The organism is Rhodoferax sp. XS2R6, assembly GCF_056521365.1.
Genome location: NZ_JBWMAY010000004.1, coordinates 287,101 through 307,862, shown reverse-complemented (window position 1 = coordinate 307,862; position 20,762 = coordinate 287,101). Strand labels below are relative to the sequence as shown.

Annotated in this window: 30 protein-coding genes and 1 tRNA gene; 5 read left to right on the top strand and 26 right to left on the bottom strand. The window is 61.4% G+C overall.

The window, feature by feature from the left end; translation table 11 throughout:
• Positions 1-37: 37 nt before the first annotated feature.
• Entirely contained in the window at positions 38-994 is a 957-nt protein-coding gene (locus AC097A_RS15250) for a M23 family metallopeptidase (RefSeq protein ID WP_105262681.1), read from the bottom strand.
• A 26-nt stretch (positions 995-1,020) separates the two neighbouring features.
• Here AC097A_RS15250 and AC097A_RS15245 point away from each other — a divergent pair, with 26 nt between their 5' ends.
• Positions 1,021-1,338: a hypothetical protein gene (locus tag AC097A_RS15245; RefSeq protein WP_479621604.1), complete on the top strand. Its 318-nt coding sequence runs from the start codon at positions 1,021-1,023 to the stop codon at positions 1,336-1,338.
• Between the two features lie 18 nt (positions 1,339-1,356).
• Here the strand turns inward: AC097A_RS15245 and AC097A_RS15240 are convergent.
• The 6 genes from AC097A_RS15240 to petA form a co-directional block, all read right to left on the bottom strand.
• Positions 1,357-1,432, bottom strand: a tRNA-Thr gene (locus AC097A_RS15240).
• A gap of 50 nt (positions 1,433-1,482) precedes the next feature.
• Entirely contained in the window at positions 1,483-1,956 is a 474-nt protein-coding gene (locus AC097A_RS15235) for a ClpXP protease specificity-enhancing factor (protein ID WP_479621491.1), read from the bottom strand.
• 16 nt (positions 1,957-1,972) lie between these two features.
• Entirely contained in the window at positions 1,973-2,584 is a 612-nt protein-coding gene (locus AC097A_RS15230) for a glutathione S-transferase N-terminal domain-containing protein (RefSeq protein ID WP_105262683.1), read from the bottom strand.
• Positions 2,585-2,687: 103 nt separating this feature from the next.
• Positions 2,688-3,443: a cytochrome c1 gene (locus AC097A_RS15225; RefSeq protein ID WP_479621490.1), complete on the bottom strand. Its 756-nt coding sequence runs from the start codon at positions 3,441-3,443 to the stop codon at positions 2,688-2,690.
• A gap of 18 nt (positions 3,444-3,461) precedes the next feature.
• Complete coding sequence (locus AC097A_RS15220; RefSeq protein ID WP_105262685.1) at positions 3,462-4,874, bottom strand: cytochrome b; 1,413 nt, start codon at positions 4,872-4,874, stop codon at positions 3,462-3,464.
• A gap of 11 nt (positions 4,875-4,885) precedes the next feature.
• The gene (gene petA / locus AC097A_RS15215) at positions 4,886-5,500 is read right to left on the bottom strand and encodes a ubiquinol-cytochrome c reductase iron-sulfur subunit (protein ID WP_105262686.1); all 615 of its coding nucleotides are present in this window, start codon (positions 5,498-5,500) and stop codon (positions 4,886-4,888) included.
• A gap of 155 nt (positions 5,501-5,655) precedes the next feature.
• Between petA and mscL the strand changes: the two genes are divergently transcribed.
• Positions 5,656-6,084, top strand: coding sequence for a large conductance mechanosensitive channel protein MscL (gene mscL / locus AC097A_RS15210; RefSeq protein WP_105262687.1), 429 nt, complete (start codon positions 5,656-5,658; stop codon positions 6,082-6,084).
• An 83-nt stretch (positions 6,085-6,167) separates the two neighbouring features.
• Here the strand turns inward: mscL and pdxA are convergent, their stop codons facing one another.
• The 3 genes from pdxA to AC097A_RS15195 are packed head-to-tail and all read right to left on the bottom strand — an operon-like array spanning position 6,168 to position 8,345.
• The gene (gene pdxA, locus AC097A_RS15205; RefSeq protein WP_479621489.1) at positions 6,168-7,214 is read right to left on the bottom strand and encodes a 4-hydroxythreonine-4-phosphate dehydrogenase PdxA; all 1,047 of its coding nucleotides are present in this window, start codon (positions 7,212-7,214) and stop codon (positions 6,168-6,170) included.
• Complete coding sequence (locus AC097A_RS15200; RefSeq protein WP_479621488.1) at positions 7,211-7,963, bottom strand: Nif3-like dinuclear metal center hexameric protein; 753 nt, start codon at positions 7,961-7,963, stop codon at positions 7,211-7,213. Before AC097A_RS15200 ends, pdxA begins: the two co-directional genes overlap by 4 nt.
• A gap of 16 nt (positions 7,964-7,979) precedes the next feature.
• Positions 7,980-8,345, bottom strand: a complete 366-nt coding sequence (locus AC097A_RS15195) for a hypothetical protein (protein ID WP_479621487.1) — start codon at positions 8,343-8,345, stop codon at positions 7,980-7,982.
• Positions 8,346-8,443: 98 nt separating this feature from the next.
• Between AC097A_RS15195 and AC097A_RS15190 the strand changes: the two genes are divergently transcribed.
• Entirely contained in the window at positions 8,444-9,589 is a 1,146-nt protein-coding gene (locus AC097A_RS15190; protein WP_315495373.1) for a S1C family serine protease, read from the top strand.
• A gap of 118 nt (positions 9,590-9,707) precedes the next feature.
• Here AC097A_RS15190 and tatC read toward each other — a convergent pair whose 3' ends face one another.
• The 14 genes from tatC to AC097A_RS15120 form a co-directional block, all read right to left on the bottom strand.
• Positions 9,708-10,502 carry a twin-arginine translocase subunit TatC gene (gene tatC / locus AC097A_RS15185; RefSeq protein WP_105262692.1) on the bottom strand — a complete coding sequence of 265 codons (795 nt, stop codon included), beginning with the start codon at positions 10,500-10,502 and terminating at the stop codon, positions 9,708-9,710.
• 20 nt (positions 10,503-10,522) lie between these two features.
• Complete coding sequence (tatB, locus tag AC097A_RS15180; RefSeq protein ID WP_105262693.1) at positions 10,523-10,966, bottom strand: Sec-independent protein translocase protein TatB; 444 nt, start codon at positions 10,964-10,966, stop codon at positions 10,523-10,525.
• Between the two features lie 105 nt (positions 10,967-11,071).
• The gene (tatA, locus tag AC097A_RS15175) at positions 11,072-11,311 is read right to left on the bottom strand and encodes a Sec-independent protein translocase subunit TatA (protein WP_479621486.1); all 240 of its coding nucleotides are present in this window, start codon (positions 11,309-11,311) and stop codon (positions 11,072-11,074) included.
• 133 nt (positions 11,312-11,444) lie between these two features.
• Positions 11,445-11,819 (bottom strand): histidine triad nucleotide-binding protein, encoded by a 375-nt coding sequence (locus tag AC097A_RS15170; RefSeq protein ID WP_479621485.1) that lies wholly within the window; start codon positions 11,817-11,819, stop codon positions 11,445-11,447.
• Positions 11,816-12,217 (bottom strand): DUF4870 family protein, encoded by a 402-nt coding sequence (locus tag AC097A_RS15165; protein WP_105262696.1) that lies wholly within the window; start codon positions 12,215-12,217, stop codon positions 11,816-11,818. The genes AC097A_RS15170 and AC097A_RS15165 overlap by 4 nt, the downstream gene beginning before the upstream one ends.
• Positions 12,218-12,227: 10 nt before the next feature.
• On the bottom strand, positions 12,228-12,611 hold the full coding sequence (locus AC097A_RS15160; protein ID WP_479621484.1) for a phosphoribosyl-ATP diphosphatase: 384 nt from the start codon (positions 12,609-12,611) through the stop codon (positions 12,228-12,230).
• 48 nt (positions 12,612-12,659) lie between these two features.
• Complete coding sequence (gene hisI / locus AC097A_RS15155; protein WP_201740886.1) at positions 12,660-13,073, bottom strand: phosphoribosyl-AMP cyclohydrolase; 414 nt, start codon at positions 13,071-13,073, stop codon at positions 12,660-12,662.
• Positions 13,074-13,132: 59 nt separating this feature from the next.
• A complete protein-coding gene (gene hisF / locus AC097A_RS15150; RefSeq protein ID WP_315473716.1) occupies positions 13,133-13,912 on the bottom strand; it encodes an imidazole glycerol phosphate synthase subunit HisF in 780 nt (259 codons plus the stop codon).
• Positions 13,912-14,652: a 1-(5-phosphoribosyl)-5-[(5-phosphoribosylamino)methylideneamino]imidazole-4-carboxamide isomerase gene (gene hisA, locus AC097A_RS15145; protein WP_029707387.1), complete on the bottom strand. Its 741-nt coding sequence runs from the start codon at positions 14,650-14,652 to the stop codon at positions 13,912-13,914. Before hisA ends, hisF begins: the two co-directional genes overlap by 1 nt.
• A 70-nt stretch (positions 14,653-14,722) precedes the next feature.
• Positions 14,723-15,382 carry an imidazole glycerol phosphate synthase subunit HisH gene (gene hisH, locus AC097A_RS15140; RefSeq protein ID WP_479621483.1) on the bottom strand — a complete coding sequence of 220 codons (660 nt, stop codon included), beginning with the start codon at positions 15,380-15,382 and terminating at the stop codon, positions 14,723-14,725.
• A complete protein-coding gene (gene hisB, locus AC097A_RS15135; RefSeq protein WP_310339911.1) occupies positions 15,382-16,014 on the bottom strand; it encodes an imidazoleglycerol-phosphate dehydratase HisB in 633 nt (210 codons plus the stop codon). The genes hisH and hisB overlap by 1 nt, the downstream gene beginning before the upstream one ends.
• A complete protein-coding gene (hisC, locus tag AC097A_RS15130) occupies positions 16,011-17,171 on the bottom strand; it encodes a histidinol-phosphate transaminase (protein ID WP_479621482.1) in 1,161 nt (386 codons plus the stop codon). Before hisC ends, hisB begins: the two co-directional genes overlap by 4 nt.
• 23 nt (positions 17,172-17,194) lie before the next feature.
• Positions 17,195-17,662: a PIN domain-containing protein gene (locus tag AC097A_RS15125; RefSeq protein ID WP_479621481.1), complete on the bottom strand. Its 468-nt coding sequence runs from the start codon at positions 17,660-17,662 to the stop codon at positions 17,195-17,197.
• On the bottom strand, positions 17,655-17,879 hold the full coding sequence (locus AC097A_RS15120) for a CopG family transcriptional regulator (RefSeq protein ID WP_310339916.1): 225 nt from the start codon (positions 17,877-17,879) through the stop codon (positions 17,655-17,657). The genes AC097A_RS15125 and AC097A_RS15120 overlap by 8 nt, the downstream gene beginning before the upstream one ends.
• A 304-nt stretch (positions 17,880-18,183) precedes the next feature.
• Here AC097A_RS15120 and AC097A_RS15115 point away from each other — a divergent pair, with 304 nt between their 5' ends.
• A complete protein-coding gene (locus tag AC097A_RS15115) occupies positions 18,184-18,492 on the top strand; it encodes a hypothetical protein (protein ID WP_479621480.1) in 309 nt (102 codons plus the stop codon).
• 270 nt (positions 18,493-18,762) lie between these two features.
• Positions 18,763-18,984 (top strand): hypothetical protein, encoded by a 222-nt coding sequence (locus AC097A_RS15110; RefSeq protein WP_479621479.1) that lies wholly within the window; start codon positions 18,763-18,765, stop codon positions 18,982-18,984.
• Positions 18,985-19,033: 49 nt separating this feature from the next.
• Here AC097A_RS15110 and AC097A_RS15105 read toward each other — a convergent pair whose 3' ends face one another.
• Together AC097A_RS15105 and hisD are read right to left on the bottom strand one after the other, a co-directional pair.
• On the bottom strand, positions 19,034-19,318 hold the full coding sequence (locus AC097A_RS15105) for a hypothetical protein (protein ID WP_479621478.1): 285 nt from the start codon (positions 19,316-19,318) through the stop codon (positions 19,034-19,036).
• Positions 19,319-19,434: 116 nt separating this feature from the next.
• The gene (gene hisD, locus AC097A_RS15100) at positions 19,435-20,751 is read right to left on the bottom strand and encodes a histidinol dehydrogenase (protein ID WP_479621477.1); all 1,317 of its coding nucleotides are present in this window, start codon (positions 20,749-20,751) and stop codon (positions 19,435-19,437) included.
• Positions 20,752-20,762 lie beyond the last annotated feature (11 nt).

Here is a 20,762-nt window from a genome sequence, read left to right as displayed (position 1 = left end):
CGCCCACACTCCCAACACAAATACCAAACCGCCCATTTTAGCGTTGCGCACTGGGCGCTTTGGATTGCGCCACTTGGGCGCCCGGAAGATCACGGCCTGCGTTCAAAAACTTCTGAGGATCCTGGGGCACCCCTTGCACCAACACTTCAAAATGCAGGTGTGGTCCGGTGGAACGGCCCGAGGTGCCGACTTCGGCAATCTTCTGCCCGCGTTTGATCAAATCGCCCTTTTTGACCAACACCCTGGAAGCGTGTGCATAACGGGTAATGAGGTTGTTGCCATGGTCGACCTCGATCATGTTGCCGTACTGGAAGTGAAACTCCTGCGTCACCACCATGCCGCCTGCGGCGGAATAAATGGAAGTGCCGGTTTCCGCCGGAAAATCCAGGCCCGTATGCAGGGCCGAGCGCCCCGTAATCGGATCAATACGCCAACCGAACACCGAGCCCAGATTGGCATCTTGCACAGGCGTCTGGGTCGGCACCATCATCTTTTTGATTTTTTGCTCAAAGAGACGCGACTCCATGACCGTCATCGCGTCAGCACGCTGGCTGGCCATCACATCCAGTGCGTCCAGGCCAGCATCCAACTCCTGCAGCGTGAGCGGGCGGCCCTCAATCAGCAAGCCACCTTGGCCCGGCTTGACTTTGATATCCGAAGGGTTGACACCGGCCAAGCCGGACACCCGCTCGCCCAAAGACTCCAGCTGCAGCATCTTGGCCTGCATTTCTCCCAGCTTTTTGGCGAGTACTTCAATGTTTTCACGCAGGTAACGGTCGCGCTGGGCAAACTCGTCTTTCACCACCAGCCGCACCAAAGAGCCGATGATGGGCCAACCTTCACGAGCACCCTTGAGAAACACCCAGTGGTACAGGCCCGCCGAGACCAGCATCAACGCCAGCGATAGCGCCAGCAAAGACAGCAGCAACTTGGCACCACTCAGATTAAAAGCTCGGCTCCTGGCCAACCAGGCATCCGTGATAATCACTTGCATATTCCAACACCCTCTTCATGCAATCTTTGACCCGGAATCACCGCGCAGTATCGGCCTTGCAGGCAAGCCGGGAATCACCCACACTGGCTAGGCTCAGTGACCTGGCCACAGAATCGACTGCGCGACTCAAAAGCTTGGAAACACTGATTCCGCGAACTTTGCGACCAGCGATACAGGCGGGTCCTATTGATGGAAGCGAATGGTGCCTGCTACTGGACAACAACGCAGTGGCGGCGAAATTGCGTCAACTGCTTCCTGCCATGCAAGCGCACTTACGCTCCAAAGGCTGGGAGGTTAACTCAATTCGGCTAAAGGTCCAAGTGTCGCCGTCGGGCAGAAACTAAGCCACGACGGGAAAAAGATGGTGCCGCTTGTCGGATTCGAACTGACGACCTACCGCTTACAAGGCGGTTGCTCTACCAACTGAGCTAAAGCGGCACGGGCTGAATTCTACCTCAGGCCAGAGGCTGAATTGCGCTCAGAGAGCGCTATTTCACACGCGTGAGTGCAGGTCGGCCACCGCTGGGGGGGCGTGGCGTGTCCGGATCACCACCATCAGACTCGGGAACGGGCACCAAAGCACTTGGCTTGGGTTCGGTGGTCGTGACAACTGGTTTGGTAGACACCGCCTCCGGCGCTGCGGTAACCGGGAAAGCCATGCCCTGTCCGTTTTCACGTGCATAGATGGCCAAGACACGGTGCACAGGTACCAAAATATCCCGCGCCACGCCACCGAAACGGCCCTTGAATTCAATGAACTCATTGCCCAACTGCAACGCACTGGTTGCGTCGAAGCTCACGTTCAATACGATCTCCCCATCCTTCACATACTCGTGTGGTACACGCACGGAGTCGTCTACCTGCACGGCAATAAAAGGGGTGAAACCATTGTCCGTACACCACTCGTACAAGGCACGAATGAGGTACGGGCGTGTGGACAGGGCGTTATCGGCATCCATCATGGCAGTACGGCCCGGCTTACTTGCGCATGACCTTTTCAGAAGGCGTCAACGCCTCGATGTAGGCCGGGCGCGAGAAGATACGCTCTGCGTACTTGAGCAGAGGCGCTGCGTTCTTGCTGAGGTCGATGCCGTAGTAGTCCAGGCGCCAGAGCAAGGGGGCAATTGCCACGTCCAGCATGGAGAAATTCTCGCCCAACATGTACTTGTTCTTGAGGAACACGGGAGCCAGCTGGGTCAGGCGGTCACGAATGTGCGCACGGGCTTTCTCCAGCGCTTTTTCATTGCCCTTGGATGCACGGGCTTCCAGCGTGGACACGTGCACAAACAACTCTTTTTCGAAGTTCAGCAAGAACAGGCGCACACGGGCACGGTCCACCGGGTCTCCGGGCATGAGCTGGGGATGGGGGAAACGCTCGTCGATGTATTCATTGATGATGTTCGATTCGTACAGGATCAGGTCACGTTCGACCAAAATCGGCACCTGTCCGTAAGGGTTCATCACGCTGATGTCTTCGGGCTTGTTGTACAAGTCCACATCGCGAATTTCGAAGTCCATGCCTTTCTCGAACAACACGAAACGGCAACGGTGAGAAAAGGGGCAGGTTGTTCCTGAATACAGCACCATCATGGCAAGAGACTCCTAAAAAATGAAAAAGAGTGGGTCGCCTTGGCAGACCCACTCTGACACCATCACGTCAGGCCAAACTAGCCTGTGCGACAGCCCGGGAACTTTATTTGACGTCTTTCCAGAACGCCGCATTCAGGCGCCACGCAAACAACGTAAGCACCGACAGGAACAACAGCACCCAGACACCCACACGCACTCGGGTGTTCTGTGCTGGCTCACCCATCCATTGCATGTAATTCACCAAATCACCAATCGCCTGGTCGTACTGGGCAGGGGTCATGGTACCGGGGGTGATTTGCTTCCAGCCCTTGAACACTTGCACGTCGTGGCCATGTTCAGGCACCGTGTCGTACACCGGCACGCGCTTGCCTTGCAACTCCCACAACACATGGGGCATGCCCACGCTGGGGAATACGAGGTTGTTCCAGCCGGTGGCCTTGGTCTCGTCAGGGTAGTAGGTGCGCAAGTAGGTATACAGGTAGTCGGCACCTGAACCGCCGGAGCCTGCACGCGAACGGGCAATCACGGTCAAGTCAGGCGGGTTGGCGCCAAACCAGTCTTTGGCCTGCTTGGGGTCAATCGCGGCCTTCATGGTTTCACCCACTTTTTCAGTAGTGAACAGAAGGTTGTCCTTGATCTGCTGGTCAGTCAGGCCAATGTCCTTGAGCCGGTTGAAGCGCATGAATGCCGCAGAGTGGCAGTTCAGGCAGTAGTTCACAAACAGCTTGGCACCGTTCTGCAAAGACACCAGGTCATTCGTCTTGATCGGTGCCTTGTCCAGGGCGATACCACCGCCCGCTGCATGGGCACCGGCGACAAAGCCCAAGGCTGCCACGAGGGTAATGAGGAGTTTTTTCATGTCAGTCGTCTCCGGCGCTCAGTGGGCCGCAAAGGTCACACGGGCAGGCACTTCCTTGGACTCACCCAAAGCACTCCACCAGGGCATCAACAAGAAGAAGCCGAAGTAGAACAAAGTACCCACTTGGGAAACACGCTCACCAATGACAGACGGCGGCTGCACACCCAGGTAGGCCAGCACCACGAAGTTGATGACGAAGATGCCATACAGGTACTTGTGCCAGTCAGGGCGGTAGCGGATGGACTTGACAGGGCTGTAATCCAGCCAAGGCAAGAAGAACAGGATGATCACGGCACCACCCATCACTACCACGCCCCAGAACTTGGCGTCGATCGACAGCATCAGCACGGTAGCCACCACTGCGGCACCGGCCAGCACTGCTTTGAAGATGGTGGGCATCTTGAACTTGAAGATGCTGAAGGCAGCTGCACCCAAGACGCAGGCAATCAATGCATACATCATCTCGCTGGTGATGGCACGCAGCATGGAGTAGAACGGGGTGAAGTACCAGACCGGTGCGATGTGCGCAGGCGTCTTGAGCGGGTCTGCCGGGATGAAGTTGTTGTACTCCAGGAAGTAACCACCCATCTCAGGCGCAAAGAAGATGATGGCAGTAAAGACCATCAGGAACATGCTCACCGCGAAGATGTCATGCACCGTGTAGTAGGGGTGGAAAGGCACGCCATCCAAGGGGTGGCCAGCCGCGTCGCGGGGGGCGTTGGGGCCTTTGATTTCGATGCCATCGGGGTTGTTGGAACCCACGTCGTGCAGGGCCAGCAAGTGCGCCACCACCAAGCCCAACAAGACCAAAGGCACGGCAATCACGTGGAAGCTGAAGAAGCGGTTGAGGGTGGCATCACCCACCACAAAGTCGCCGCGAATCAGCAAAGCCAGGTCGGGACCGACCAGAGGCACGGCTGCAAACAGGTTCACGATCACCTGGGCGCCCCAGTAGGACATCTGGCCCCAAGGCAGCAGGTAACCCATGAAGGCTTCGGCCATCAGGCACAGGAAAATGGCGCAGCCAAAGATCCAGACCAGTTCACGGGGTTTGCGGTAGCTGCCGTAGATGAGGCCACGGAACATGTGCAGATACACCACCACAAAGAAGGCAGAGGCACCCGTGGAGTGCATGTAGCGGATCAACCAGCCCCATGGCACGTCGCGCATGATGTATTCGACCGAACCGAATGCCAAGGCGGCATCGGGCTTGTAGTGCATGACCAGGAAGATGCCGGTCACGATCTGGATCACCAACACCAGCAAAGCCAGCGAGCCGAAGATGTACCAGAAATTGAAGTTCTTCGGAGCGTAGTACTCCGACATGTGCACCTTGTAGGCATCGAACGCGGTGGGGAACCGGTTTTCAAACCAATTGGTCACCTTCTCGCCAGCCGAGGCGTTGGGGGAGATTTCCTTGAAAGTCGCCATGTTCTTGTTCCTCAGGCTTGCTTGTCTTCGCCGATCAGCAGCTTGCTGTCAGACAGGTACATGTGCGGCGGCACTTCGAGGTTGTCAGGCGCGGGCTTGTTCTTGAACACGCGGCCAGCCATATCGAAGGTGGAACCGTGGCAGGGGCACAAGAAGCCACCTTTCCAGTCATCCGGCAAAGAGGGCTGGGCACCGAGCTGGAACTTGTCGGAGGGCGAGCAGCCCAGGTGCGAGCAAATGCCCACGGCGACAAAAAACTCGGGCTTGATGGAACGCGCCTCGTTGCGGGCGTATTCAGGGGTCAGTTCACTGGGCTTGCGCTCGGACTTGGGGTCCGCCAGCTCACCGTCGATGCCAGCCAGCGCAGCCAGCTGCTCGGGTGTACGGCGCACGATCCAGACGGGCTTGCCGCGCCACTCGACCGTGATTTTTTCGCCGGGTTTGATCTCCGCGATGTCCACCTCTACGGCGGCTCCGGCAGCCTTGGCGCGTTCGGAGGGCTGGAATGTGCTCACAAAGGGGATGGCGGTGGCAACACCGCCCACTGCACCAGCGCAGCCGGATGCTATCAACCAAGTCCGTTTGCTGGCGTCGATCTTTTTGCTGTCGACAAGGGTTTCACTCATGAGAATCCTCAATGAACATCGCTAGTAGGGGTAAGCCGGGATTGTAGCTGACGGCAGTGGGGGCATTCAACGCGCGGGTTGACGAACCACGCCGCCTTGACCCCTGTTTTGTCGGTAATACTTGGCATCTTTCAACCACGGTGGAGCAACAAGCGATGGGAATGATTCAAGAATTCAAGGATTTTGCGGTCAAGGGCAATGTGATTGACCTCGCTGTGGGCGTGATCATTGGCGCGGCCTTCGGCAAGATCGTGGACTCAGTGGTGGGCGACCTGATCATGCCGCTGGTGGGCGCAGTCATCGGGAAATTGGACTTTTCCAATATGTTCTGGGTCTTGGGCGCGGTCCCCCCCGGCACCGAGACCACCCTGGCAGGGCTGAAGAAAGCCGGAATCCCGGTGTTTGCCTACGGCAACTTCATCACCGTCGCCGTGAACTTCGCGATTCTGGCCTTCATCATCTTTCTGATGGTCAAGCAGATCAACCGCCTGAAGAAGGAAGCCCCGGCCGCTGAACCCGCACCCGCAACAACACCCGAGGACGTGCTGCTGCTGCGCGAAATCCGCGACAACCTCAAAAAGTAAGCCCTGTCACGCGCGAGCAGCTATTATTTCAATAGCTGCCTGCGCAATAACCGTAAGGGCTAGAGGCCAGTTTGGCTTAAATCCTAGGCCGGAATGAGCTGGTGCGCCATGCGAATGGCGGCCAGCAGGCTGGACGGGTCGGCGCGGCCCGTGCCGGCGATGTCGAACGCCGTGCCGTGGTCCGGGCTGGTGCGCACCAGCGGCAGGCCCAGCGTCACGTTCACGCCCTGCTCCACCCCCAGGTACTTGACAGGGATCAGCCCCTGGTCGTGGTACATGGCCACCACCACATCAAATTCCCCCGGATGCCCCGCCGCGTGGCGGGCCCGCATGAACACCGTATCGGGCGCGTAGGGACCGAACACCTGGCAGCCTTGGGCGCGTGCGGCCTCCACCGCGGGTATCACCGTGTCCAGCTCCTCGCGGCCAAACAAACCGCCCTCCCCCGCATGCGGGTTCACGCCTGCCACGGCAATGCGCGGTGCGCGGCCCAGCGTGCGCAAGAGCGCGGCGTGGGTGATCAGAATGGTTTGCAGCACGTTGTCCACCGTAACCGCCGCCAGCGCGTCGCGCAACGACATATGGATGCTGACCAGCACGGTGCGCAACTCGTCGTTGGCCAGCATCATGCGCACCGGCATGCCGTCCACAGCCACGCCGGCATGGCGCGCCGCGGCGGCCTGCAGCATCTCGGTATGGCCGGGGTAGGCGTCGTACGGGGCCCCTGCAGCGGACAGGGCTTCCTTGTGCAACGGCGCCGTCACCAGCGCGGCCACCTCGCCGCGCAGCGCCGCATCGGCCGCCCACAACACGCAGCGGCCAGCAAACTCACCGGCGGCGGCACTCACCCGGCCCCAGTGCACAGGCGCCAGGGCCTCGCCCACCTGAAGCACGGGCAGGCAGCGCGGAGGCAACTGCGCTACCTCGGCCGGCGTGGCGATTTGCACCACGGGCAGGGGCACCACGCCCTGCACCACCGCCAGCGCGCGGCGCATGGCCTGCACATCGCCGGCCACAAAACAGCCGCGCAGCATCTCGGGTTCGCGCAGAAACGACTGGGCAATGATTTCGGGGCCAATGCCGGCGGCGTCGCCCAGCGTCAGGGCGATGGGAAGAGCGGTGTCACTCATGCGGGGTTGTCGATATCGATGAAGGTATGGGCCAGCCCCAGCTGCGCCGCCACGTGGGCAGCCACCGCGGGGGCACCGTAGCGCTCGCTGGCATGGTGGCCGCAGGCGATGTAGGCCACGCCGCATTCACGCGCGTAGTGGGCCTGGGGTTCGGAAATCTCGCCGGTGATGAAGGCATCGGCACCGGCGGTTATTGCGTCTTCAAAGTAGCCCTGGGCACCGCCGGTGCACCAGGCAATGCGGCGCAGCGGCTGCGTGCCACAGGGCACCAGGGTGACGGTACGGCCCAGTGTGGCCTGCACATGGTCGGCCAAGGCCCGGGCCGTATTCAGGGCTGCAGGCGCAGCGCCCACAAAACCCAGCTGCTGTTCACCAAAACGTGCGTCCGCCTGCAGGCCCAGCACCCGGCCCAGCTGCGCGTTGTTGCCCAGCTCGGGGTGGGCGTCCAGCGGCAGGTGATACGCGAACAGGTTGATGTTGTGCGCCAGCAAGAGGCCCAGGCGTTGGCGCATCCAGCCGGTCACGCGGCCGTCGTGGCCGCGCCAGAACAGACCGTGGTGTACCAAAATGGCATCGGCCTTGGCCGCAATGGCGGCCTCGATCAGCGCCAGGCTGGCTGTCACGCCCGACACCAGGGTGTGCACCTCGGCACGGCCCTCCACCTGCAGGCCGTTGGGGCCGTAGTCTTTGAAACGCTCGGGCTGCAGCAGCGTGTCCAGGGTCGACAAGAGGGTGGTGCGGTCGGTCATAGGGTAAACGGCAGGGTCAGGAGGGGATTGTCGTTGAGGCGGGCGGGGGCGTCTGGGGCTGCAGGTCACTGTCGCAGCCCTGCCCTGCGGCCACCCAGCGCCGGGCCAGGCGAGCCAGCAGCGCGGCCGGCACGGGCGCCAGCCACCGCACGCCACGTGGCAGCGCAGCCGCCACCACGGCCAGCGGTTCGGTGATGGCGCCGCAGCGGTAGACGGTCTGCGCCGCATCCCAGCGCAGGGCCTGGCAGGCCCCGCGCCGGCGGCGCGACAACACCATGCCCACCGGGCACGGCTGGGCCAGGCAACACACGCCGCAGCCATTACAAGGCGCACCTTCGGGCGGCTTGGGCGGTGCGGCGGGGTGGATGAGGATGGTTTGCATGGTCAACAGCGCGGTATGGCACTGTAACGCGCAGGCCCGCGCCGCCTACAATTTGCACTGCGCAGCACGCCTGTGTGCCGCCCCTGCTGGAATTCCCGATGAAACGACTTTGGTTGCTGTTTTCCCAAACCATCACGGTGCTGCTTGCCACCTACTTTGTGGTGGCCACCCTCAAGCCCCAGTGGCTGGGCCACAGCGCCAGCACGGTGGACGGCGCCATTGCCCTGCTGCAGGCCCCCCCCTCGCAGCCCGGTGAGATCCCGCCCGGCAGTTACCGGCTGGCGGCGCAAAAGGCCTCGGCCGCGGTGGTGAGCATCAACACCAGCAAGGCGGCCGCCAAAAACCCCAATGCCAATGACCCCTGGTTCAAGTTTTTCTATGGCGACCAGGGCAATGAGCCGCAGGGTGGCCTGGGCAGCGGTGTGATCGTGAGCCCCAGCGGCTACATCCTGACCAACAACCATGTGATTGAAGAGGCCGACGAGATCGAGGTCATCCTCAACGACAGCCGCCGCGTGGCCGCCAAGGTGATTGGCACCGACCCCGACAGCGACCTGGCCGTGCTCAAGATCGAACTCGACAAGCTACCCACCATCGTGCTGGGCAACTCCGACAACCTGCAGGTGGGTGACCAGGTGCTGGCCATCGGCAACCCGTTTGGCGTGGGCCAGACCGTGACCAGCGGCATTGTGAGCGCACTGGGGCGCAACCAGTTGGGCATCAACACCTTTGAGAACTTCATCCAGACCGACGCGGCCATCAACCCCGGCAACTCGGGTGGCGCGCTGGTGGACACCAACGGCAACCTGCTGGGCATCAACACCGCCATCTACTCGCGTTCGGGCGGCAGCATGGGCATTGGCTTTGCCATTCCCGTGGCCACGGCCAAGATGGTGCTGGATGGCATTGTGAAAGACGGGCAGGTCACGCGCGGCTGGATTGGTGTGGAACCCAATGACCTGTCCCCGGAGCTGGCCGAGACCTTTGATGTGAAGGCCAAGGAAGGTGTGATCATCACCGGTGTGCTGCAAAACGGCCCTGCCGCCCAGGCCGGTGTGCGCCCGGGTGATGTGATTGTGAGCATTGCCGACAAACCGATTGGTGACGTGACCCAGCTGCTGTCCATCGTGGCGTCACTCAAACCCGGCACCGTGGCGCCCTTCACCATCGAGCGCAAGAACCAGAAGCTGGAACTCAACGTGACACCCGGTGTGCGGCCCAAGCCCAAGGCAGCGGCGCGCTGAGTCGCACTTAGCTTCAGGCACAAAAAAGGCGACCCTCGGGTCGCCTTTTGCTATGGTTTCAGGAGCTGTCTGTGCAATACCTACGCAGACTAGAGGACTATTTGACTACCAAATCAGCCTATGGGGCGTCAGGTGTCGGCGCCTCTTCGGCAGGTGCCTGCGTGTGTTTGATAAAGATCTGCGCCGCCCAGATGCCAATCTCGTACAAGATGCACATGGGGATGGCCAGCGCCAATTGGGACACTACATCGGGCGGCGTGACGATGGCCGCCACCACAAAGGCCAGCACGATGAAGTAGCTGCGGAAGGCCTTGAGTTTTTCGATGCTGACGATGCCCATACGCGCCAGCACAATCACCACAATCGGCACCTCAAACGCCAGGCCGAAGGCCAGGAACATGGAGAGCACAAAGTCCAGGTACGACTCAATGTCGGGTGTGGCGGCAATGCTTTGCGGGGCAAAGCTCTGGATGAACTTGAACACCTGCCCGAACACAAAGAAGTAACAAAACGCCACCCCGATGAAAAACAACAGGGTGCTGGACACCACCAGGGGCAACACCAGCTTCTTCTCGTGGCTGTAGAGCCCCGGCGCCACAAAGGCCCAAACCTGCCACAGCACCACCGGCAGCGCCAGCAAAAACGCGGCCATCAGCATGATCTTGAGTGGCACCAGAAACGGCGAAATCACCGAGGTGGCAATCAGCTTGCCACCGGCTGGCAGCGTGGCCACCAGGGGTGCGGCCAGAATGTCATAGAGCGCGGCCGGACCGGGGTACAGCGCCAGCACGGCCAGGGCCACGCCCACGGCGATGGCGGCCTTGACCAGGCGGTCACGCAGCTCCATCAAATGCTGGACAAAGGGCTGTTCGGTGCCGGCAAGCTCGTCTTGCGGATTGTTGTCTGATGCCATGGGGAAGGGTAGTGGGCCGCTCAGCGCACGCGCGGCGGACGGAAGCGCGCCACACGGGCGGCTCCCGACTGCGCCTTGGTACGCACGCCGTTGCGGGCCTTGTACCACTGGGGCATGGCACCTTGCTTGAGGCGCCAGTTTTTGTTGGGGTGTTTGTAGCGGGGGGCCTCAGGCTCCAGCGCAGCATCGGTGGCGTCGGACCACGATTTCTCGAAGTCGCTGGCCTGCGTCTGGATGGAGTTCTCCACATCGCGGGCGGCACCCTCCACCGTTTCGCGCATTTTTTTGAGCTCGTCGAGCTCCATGGAGCGATTGACTTCGGCCTTCACGTCGGCCACGTAACGCTGTGCCTTGCCGAGCAAGGCGCCCACGGTGCGGGCCACTTTGGGCAACTTCTCGGGCCCGATGACGATCAACGCCACCGCGCCGATCAGCGCCATCTTCGATATGCCGAGGTCAATCATTGCGCACGCAGATCACTGGTTTTGCCGCCGGGCCGCCCCAAGGCAAAACGCACCCCCTCGGGGGGCAGCGCAGTACACGAAGTGACAAGCGTGGGGGCCATAACTTCAGTTCTTTTGCTTGGCTTCCACGTCGATCGTGGTTTTTTCAGAGGCGTTGGCCACTTGTTGTGCTGGTGCTGCGGACTTGTCGTCGGCAGCAGAGGCAGAGCCGTCTTTCATGCCGTCTTTGAAACCCTTGACGGCGCCGCCCAGGTCAGAACCCATGTTCTTGAGCTTCTTGGTGCCGAACACCATGACCACGATCAGCAGAACGATCAACCAGTGCCAAATAGAAAATGAACCCATGATGTACTCCTAACAATTTGTTGAATTCTAGTCGGCGCGCGTAAACACAATTTCCCGCAGGGCCGCCCCAAGGGAAATTAGCCACCCTTGGGGGGCAGCGACCCGTGTAGCGGCGGAGCGTGGAGGCGCCATGTCACCCACGCAACCAGGGGCGCGGGCCACCCATCACATGGAAGTGCAGATGGTGCACTTCCTGCCCGCCTTCTGCCCCGGTGTTGGTCACCAGCCGGTAGCCACCATCCGGGTAAGGATTGCAGCCCTGCTCCATCGCCAACTTGGGCACCAGGGCCATCATGTGGCCCATCAGCGCCGCGTGCTCGGGGCCCACCTGGGCCATGCTGGGAATGTGCGCCTTGGGGATCAGCAAAAAATGCACCGGCGCCCAGGGGTGGATGTCGTGGAAGGCATAGACCTGTTCGTCCTCGTACACCGCTTTGGACGGAATCTGCTTGGCGATGATCTTGCAAAAAATGCAGTTGGCGTCATGGCCCGGTGTGTGGCCACTCATGCACCAATCTCCTGGCCTTTGTTCATGGCGATGAAGCCGGTGACGATGCGGTACAGAAACCACACCGAGATGACGGCCCAGGCAATGGCGCCGGGAAAATACAGCAGCAAAAACAGCGGCAAGGTCACCAAGTACAACACGCCGGCGATGACCACTGACCGGATGCGCCAGCGAAAGTGCGAGGCGTGCCAGGTGCCCGCCGCATCATCGCGCTTGACCATGTCCAGAATCAGCGCCACCAGCAGTAAGGTCACACCAAACTGCCCCCCCGGAATAAAGGCGCTGACCGCCACAATCAGGTGGAGCACATAGCTGATGGTGCCGATGGTGTTGAGTGACTGCAGCTGCTCAACGCTGACCGGTGCCGGCGTGTTGGGGGTGGTGAAATCCTGGCTCATAGACACTCCTTTAGTGGGAATCGGCTTTGGGCTCGGCCTCACGCGCAATGACTTTGCGCAGGGCTTTTTCTTCCAGACCGCTGGTGCCCACACGGCGCTCCAGCTCGGCAATCACATCGGCGGGCGAGAGCCCATAGTGCGACAGCGCCACCATGCAGTGAAACCACAGGTCGGCCACTTCGTAGACGATCTTGCTGGCATCGCCGCCATAGTCGGCGTCCTTAGCGGCCATCACCACTTCGGTAGCTTCCTCGCCAATTTTCTTCAAAAAGGCGTCCGGGCCCTTGTGCAGCAGGCGAGACACATAACTCGCGTCCGGGTCGCCGCCATTGGCCACCTTGCGGCTTTCGATCACGGCGGCCAGTGCGGCCAGGGAGTCTTGAGAGATGGACATATTTCTAATCAGTTGGGGACAGAGCTAAAGATCTGCCCCGCAAAGCTATTACTTATAGATGGACTCGGGATCTTTCAAGACCGGGTCCACAGATTTCCACTCACCATTCTCCAATACGCTGAAAAAACAGCTGTGGCGGCCGGTGTGGCAGGCGATGCCGGGCTCGTGGCCCAGCTGGGTCACCTTGAGCAGGATCACGTCGTTGTCGCAGTCCATGCGGATTTCGTGCACAGTTTGCACGTGACCAGACTCCTCGCCCTTGTACCAAAGCTTGTCGCGTGTGCGGCTGAAGTACACGGCCCGGCCGAGCTCCACGGTCTTTTGCAAGGCCTCGCGGTTCATCCAGGCGAACATCAGCACGTCGTTCGTGCCCTGCTCTTGCGCAATCACCGGCACCAGGCCTTTGGAATCCCAGCGGATGTGTTTGAGCCAGCTCACAGGCGGTGTGGGTGTGGGTTCCATGTGCTATCCAATTTATAGCTGCTCGCGCAGCATTGATGGGGGCTAGAGGCCTAAAACGCTTAAATTCGCACCGGAATTCCGCGTTCGGCCATGCGGGCCTTGGCCTGGCCTACGGTGTACTCGCCGTAGTGGAAGATGCTGGCGGCCAGCACCGCATCGGCCCCGCCCTGCTGCACGCCGTCGGCCAGGTGGTCCAGATTGCCCACGCCGCCCGAGGCGATGACGGGCACGCTGATGGCATCGGCCACGGCGCGGGTCAGCGCCAGGTCAAAACCGCTCTTGGTGCCGTCGCGGTCCATGCTGGTGAGCAGGATTTCGCCAGCCCCACGGCGCGCCATCTCGGTCGCCCAGGCCACGGCGTCCAGGCCGGTGTTTTTGCGGCCGCCATGGCTGTAGACGTCCCAACCGGCACCGCGGGTGGCGGCGTCTTCTTCGGAGCGGCGCTTGGCGTCAATGGCCACCACAATGGCCTGAGAGCCGTATTTCAGCGATGCGTCTTCAATGACTTGGGGATTGGCCAGTGCCGCCGAGTTAAAACTCACTTTGTCGGCGCCTGCGTTGAGCAGGCGGCGAACGTCTTCCACCACGCGCACGCCCCCACCCACGGTCAGCGGGATGAAGACCTGGCTGGCTACGGCTTCGATGATGTGAAGGATCAGGTCGCGCCCATCGCTGGTAGCGGTGATGTCGAGAAACGTGAGTTCGTCGGCGCCCTGGTCGTTATAGCGGGCCGCGATCTCCACCGGGTCACCGGCGTCGCGCAGCTCGACGAAATTGACACCCTTCACGACGCGACCACCGGTAACGTCCAAACAGGGAATGATGCGTTTAGCGAGCATCAGCCGTTGAGCTCGTCAGCGCGCTCTTGCGCCTTCGCAAAGTCCAGGTCGCCGCTGTAGATGGCGCGTCCGCAGATCACACCTTCCACGCCTTCGCTCTCCACCTCGCACAGGGCTTCGATGTCGGCCATGTTGGACAGGCCGCCGGAGGCGATGACTGGGATGGTCAGGGCCTGGGCCAGCTTGACCGTGGCGTCGATGTTGATGCCGGACAGCATGCCGTCGCGGCCAATGTCGGTGTAGATGATGCCTTCAACGCCGTAGTCTTCGAACTTCTTGCCGAGGTCGATCACGTCGTGGCGCGTGAGTTTGCTCCAGCCGTCGGTGGCCACTTTGCCGTCGCGTGCGTCCAGGCCGACGATGATGTGGCCGCCAAACGCGGTGCAGGCGTCTTGCAAAAAGCCGGGGTTCTTCACCGCCGCGGTGCCAATGATGACGTAGCGCAGGCCGGCGTCCAGGTAGCGTTCGATCGTGTCCAGGTCGCGGATGCCGCCGCCCAGCTGCACGTCGATCTCGTTGCCCACTTCCTTCAGGATCTTGCGGATCGCCATCTCGTTTTTGGGATGGCCGGCAAAGGCGCCGTTCAGATCGACCAGGTGCAGACGCCGTGCGCCCTTGTCCACCCAGCTGCGGGCCATGACCGCGGGGTCTTCGCCAAACGTGGTGGATTGGTCCATATCGCCTTGTTTGAGGCGTACACAGTGGCCGTCTTTGAGGTCAATCGCAGGAATTAAAAGCATGGTGCTTCAGGGTTGGAACGAAAAGAAAAAGTCGCTTTGCCAGCTGTTATCGGACGGCAAGGAAGGTGAATCAAGGATTCCAGTGCAGGAAGTTGCGGTAGAGGGCCAAGCCATGCTCGGCGCTTTTTTCAGGGTGAAACTGGGTTGCGAAAATATTATCGCGTGCAATCGCCGCTGAGAAGCGCTGGCCATAGTCCGTCTCACCTACGCTGTGGCGCGCATCAGACGGTTGGGCGTAGTAACTGTGTACAAAGTAGAAGTAGCTGCCGTCGGGCACCTCGCCCCACACCGGGTGCTTGGGCGCGCCAGCGTGGCTGGTCTGCCAGACCTGGTTCCAGCCCATTTGTGGCACCTTGTAGCGGCTGCCGTCGGGCTGGATTTGCCCGGCCAGCTCGAATTTCACCACCTTGCCGGGAATCAGGCCCAGGCTGGCGGTGTTCAGCTCATCGCTGTGGTCCAGCAGCATCTGCATGCCCACGCACACGCCCATGAGCGGTTTGTGGGCGGCGGCGTGCATCACGGCGTCATACATGCCGGAGTCGTGCAGCTCGCGCATGCAGTCGCGCATGGCGCCCTGGCCTGGCAGCACCACGCGCTCGGCGTCCATCACCTCTTGCGCGGTGCGGGCCCAGACCACTTCGACGCCGGCATCGGCCGCCACGTGCATCACCGCCTGGGTGACCGAACGCAGGTTGCCCATGCCGTAGTCCACCACCGCCACTTTTTTCATTACAGCGAACCCTTGGTGGAAGGAATCACGCCCAGGGCGCGCGGGTCGAACTCGATGGCGGCACGCAGCGCGCGGGCAAAGGCCTTGAACACGGTCTCGGCCTGGTGGTGGGCGTTTTCGCCCTTCAGGTTGTCGATGTGCAGGGTCACGAAGGCGTGGTTCACAAAGCCCTGGAAGAATTCGTGGGTCAACTGCGTGTCAAACGCGCCGATCATGCCGCTCTTGAACGGCACGTTCAGCTCCAGCCCGGGGCGGCCCGAGAAGTCGATCACCACGCGGGAGAGCGCTTCGTCCAGCGGCACATAGGCGTGGCCGTAGCGGCGGATGCCCTTCTTATCGCCAATGGCCTGGTGAAAGGCTTGGCCCAGCGTGATGCCCACGTCTTCCACCGTGTGGTGGCCGTCGATGTGCAGGTCGCCATCGGCCTCGATGTCGAGGTCGATCATGCCGTGGCGGGCGATCTGGTCCAGCATGTGGTCGAAGAAGCCAATGCCGGTGGACAGGCGACTCACGCCGGTGCCGTCCAGGTTGACGCGGACCTTGATCTTGGTTTCAGCCGTGTTGCGCGATACCTCGGCAATGCGGGGCGCGTAGGTCTGGGGCACTTCGGTGATGGGATAGTTGGTAGTCATAGGGATTCCTGCAGGGCCTTCAACAGCTGCGCGTTCTCGGTGGCGGTGCCAACGGTGAGCCGCAAACATTGGGCTAGCAATGGGTGCATTTTAGAAACGTTCTTGACCAGAACACCGCGCGCCTTGAGGCCATCGAACACTTTTTGTGCCGCATCCACCCCAGACGCACCCTCACCGGCGATGCGAATCAGCACCATATTGGCGTCGCTGTCCCAGGCTTTCACACCCGGCAAGGCCCGCAGCGCTCCTAAAAGCGTAGCGCGTTGCGTACATATTTCGCGGGCTTGGGCCGCAAAAGCCTCTTGGTTCTCGAGCGCAAACAGCGCGCACTCGTAGTTCAGCACACTGATGTTGTAGGGCGGACGCACCTTGTCCACCTGGGCGATGAGCGCCTGCGGGCCTACCATGTAGCCAATGCGCACGCCGGCCAGGCCAAACTTGCTCATGGTGCGCATCAGCAGCACGTGGGCGTTGGCGGCGGGGTTGGCGCGGATCACGTCGAGGTAGGTGCGGCTGGAAAATGGCTGGTAGGCCTCGTCAATCGCCACGATGCTGCCCGCCGCCTGGGCCGCGGCCACCACGCGCACCATGTCGGCCTCGGCCCACAGGTTGGCCGTGGGGTTGTTGGGGTAGGCCAGGTAGACGATGGCGGGTTGGTGTTGCTCAATCGCTTGCACCATGGCCGGCACGTCCAGCGCAAAGTCGGCCGTCAGCGGCACGCCCACAAAGTCCAGCCCCTGCAGTTGCGCGCTCATGGCATACATCACAAAACCCGGCAGTGGCGCCAGGATGGAAGGCTTGGGCTGGCCCGACGCCACAGGCACGTCGCACGCCATGGCCAGCAGGCTGATGAGTTCGTCCGAGCCATTGCCCAGCATGATGTCAAAGCCTTCGGGCATACCTGCATAGGCGGCCAGCCCCTGGCGCAGGTCGTTCACGCGGCCGTCGGGGTAGCGGTTCAGCGCCAGTGCGCCCAGGCGGCGGCCCAATGCCTCTTGCAGCTCGGCGGGCAGGCGGTGCGGGTTCTCCATGGCGTCGAGCTTGACCATGCCCTTGGAGTCCTGAATCGCGTAGGCGTGCATGCCCAACACGTCCTGGCGGATGCGGCGCTGGATCAGCGCATTCACGGTGCTGTCAGTGGAGGTAGTAGCGGTCATGCGGGGACTTTCAAAGCTAAAAACTAGTCAGCGGCCAGCGCCACATCGGCGGGCGTAGCTTGCAGGGGGCTGAGGATGGTGACGCCATCGATCTGCTGGCCATGCTGCAGGTCCAGCGAGAGCACATGGGTGGCACCGCTTTGCGCCGCGGCCGCCACAATGAGCGCGTCCCAGTACGGCAGGCCAAAGCGGGCCTCCACGCCCCAGGCGGTTTCCACGGTCTGGTGGTCAATCTGCCAGGGCTGCCAGAGCTGGTAGCGGCGCAGCTTGGCGCGCGCATCACCCTGGGGCATGGCGAAGTGCTGGGTCGCGCCCACGTAATAGGCGTTCAGCACTTGGGTGCTGACCCGCCCGGCCCGGCGCTGCCACAGCGCCTGCAGCCAGTCGCGCACACGCGCCTGGCGGGTCGCGTCATGGGCGTCGTCCGCGGCGAGCAGCACATTGGTGTCCACAAAGACGATGGCACCCGAGGTGTCGAGCGGGCTAGCCATTCAGGGCCTCCCGCTGCGGATAGGGCTTGCCGCCAGAGCTGAACGACGAAGTGTCCGCCACCCAGTCGCGCTGCGCGCGGGCATAGGCGTCGTCGTGCTGCATCTTGTCGGTCAGCATCTCGCCCACCAGCCGCGACACGCTGGTATTGCGCCGGGCCGCCTCGATCCGCACCCATTCCAGCGTGGCGTCTTCAACGGTGATGGTGACGTTTTTCATCGTGGATTAAGTTTACACGAATTTCGTGTTGCACTGAATTCGTGTGAATTGAAGTCAATTTATCGGTCCGGGCAAATGCGCAAGGCTCAAACGCCCCGCGCTATAGTGCGGCGAAAACAAAGAACGGGGGGGTAGAAAAATGATGGTCATCCAAGCGCAAAAGCGCGCCCGGACGTTGCCGGGTTTTCCGCTATCTTTATATGAGCATATTGCGCATATTCCACATGGGCTAGAGGCCGATTTTGTGGGTAATCTTGCCAGGGTATCTGGCAAGGCTTTGCGGTCTACATTGCATTAGAGCCCCTTGGACACTTGGCAGCCAATCACAGTTGCAGAGCTTGAGGCAATCGTTGCCAAGCAACTCGGCGACTGCTTGCCTCAGCAACAGGCAGCCTTTGCCAAATACCGGGTTCCGTTCTATCCCGTCGCCCTCGCGCGCTTTGGCGCAATAGAAAGTGCTTTGGTGGTAGCAGCACTGCCTGGCGGCCTGCTCTACTTCGAGGACGTGGAGGAGGGTTTCGAGGTGGGTATTCCTGATGCTGAAGGCGTATTACCAAACCAAGGTTGCAATCAACTGGAGCTTTGCCATGCACTCATCCGGGCAGGGCTCTAACAATTCATTCAAGCCGACTCCGCTTCGCGCCGCGGCTTAGTTCAGGCGTAAAACACCCATGTGGTCAAAACTCGTCACGCTAGTCATCTTCGCATCCCCACTTCTGGCACTCGCAGGCCAATGGGAGATTTGCGACTACACCGTCCAAATCCCTGTATGTTCGCCAGAACACAGACTAGCTCACACAAGGATGCGTCAATACGCACACTGGCTCTTCCCTCGTTCTGTCGGGCGTGTGGACGCAGAGCCTCGACCAAGGAAAACAACAGCATGAACGCCATTCGATTTCTCGCCATTGCCCTTTTGGTGGTGGGCGTTTTGGCTTTGGTTTACGGCGGGTTTAGCTACACCAAAGACACGACCGCCGTGAAACTAGGCTCGCTGGAGCTGTCGGTGAAGGAGCAGAAGCAGTTCAACATCCCGCTGTGGGCTGGGGTGGGTGCCATCGTCGCCGGTGGATTGCTGCTGTTGTCAACATCCAAGCGCAGCTGAGCCTGCACGCTGCCCACCTTGCTACCCGCGCGGTACAAATACCTGCCAATTAACAGGGGTACACCGTCGTTAACGCGTTGGTCAACACCAGCTGCACCGGGAAGTCCGCCTCGTACACGTCAGCATTGCGCTTGAGTTCGGTGGTGTAGAGGCTCTTGGCCATGTGGGGTTCGAGCTTGCGGCCATTGAGGCAAATACTGGGCTTGCCGCCGTCGCGCACAACTTGGTTGTGCGCTTCTACCGCACCTTCCATGACGCCGACCAGGTAGTAGTCGGTGTAGGTGCTGCCCAGCTTTTCTTTCTTCTCCAGCGTGCGCATTTCGCGGATGGTCATGGCCTGAGCCGCAACCATGCAGCCTGCGATGAGGAGCAGCGCCGTGGCGGCGCGACAAAGAAATGGGCGATGTGAAGATGTGTGCATGGGAGTTGGTCGTCCGTCTGCACGCATTCTTACTTCAATCGCATTTCCGCCGCACGCGCGTGGGCTTGCAGGCCTTCGCCATGCGCCAGCACCGAGGCAATCTGCCCTAGCGCCTGCGCGCCCTGCTCGCTCACTTCGATGAGGCTGCTGCGCTTCTGGAAGTCGTACACGCCCAGCGGGCTGCTGAAGCGTGCGGTGCCGCTGGTGGGCAGCACGTGGTTGGGGCCGGCACAGTAGTCGCCCAGGCTCTCCGAGGTATAGGCCCCCAGGAAGATGGCGCCAGCGTGCTTGAGCAGCGGCTCCCATCTGTGGGGTTCGTTGCTGGACACTTCCAGGTGCTCGGGCGCAATGCGGTTGCTGATCTCACACGCCTCTTCCATGCTGCGCGTGTGGATCAGCGCGCCACGGCCGGACAGGCTTTTGGCGATGATCTCGGCGCGCGGCATCTCGGGCAACAGGCGGTCGATGCTGGCCTGCACCTGCGCGATGTAAGCGGCATCGGGACAAAGCAGAATGCTTTGCGCCAGCTCGTCGTGCTCGGCCTGGCTGAACAGGTCCATCGCCACCCAGTCGGGCGGCGTGCTGCCATCGGCCAGCACCAGGATTTCGCTGGGGCCGGCAATCATGTCAATGCCCACAGTGCCAAACACGCGGCGCTTGGCGGCGGCCACATAGGCATTGCCGGGGCCGGTGATCTTGTGCACAGCGGGAATGCTCTGCGTGCCATAGGCCAGTGCGGCCACGGCCTGCGCACCGCCAATGGTGAAGGCGCGTGTGACGCCGGCCACATAGGCAGCCGCCAGAACCAGGGCATTCTTCTCACCCTTGGGCGTGGGCACGACCATGATGATCTCGCCCACACCGGCCACGTGAGCGGGGATGGCGTTCATCAATACGGACGAGGGATAGGCTGCCTTGCCACCGGGCACATAAATACCCACGCGGTCCAGCGGCGTGACCTTTTGGCCCAGGAGCGTGCCGTCTTCGTCGCGGTAGCTCCAGCTCTCACCGGATGCCTTCTTCTGCGCCTCGTGGTAGCTGCGCACGCGTTGGGCGGCGGCTTCCAGCGCGTTGCGCTGCTCTGCGGGGATGCTGTCAAACGCGGCCTTGAGTTCGGCCTGCGTGAGCTCCAGCGCCTGCATGGTGGGCACGGTCAGGCCGTCAAAGCGTGCCGTGTACTCCAACACGGCCGCATCGCCCCGCTGCTGCACGTCTGCCAGGATGTCGGCCACGCGCTGCTCGATGGCCGCATCGGTATCGGCAGACCAGTGCAGGCGCGCCTTGAAATCGGCATCAAAAGTGGCGCTAGCGCTTGATAGATATGCGGGAGCAGCTACAAAAGTCATAGCAATTTTCA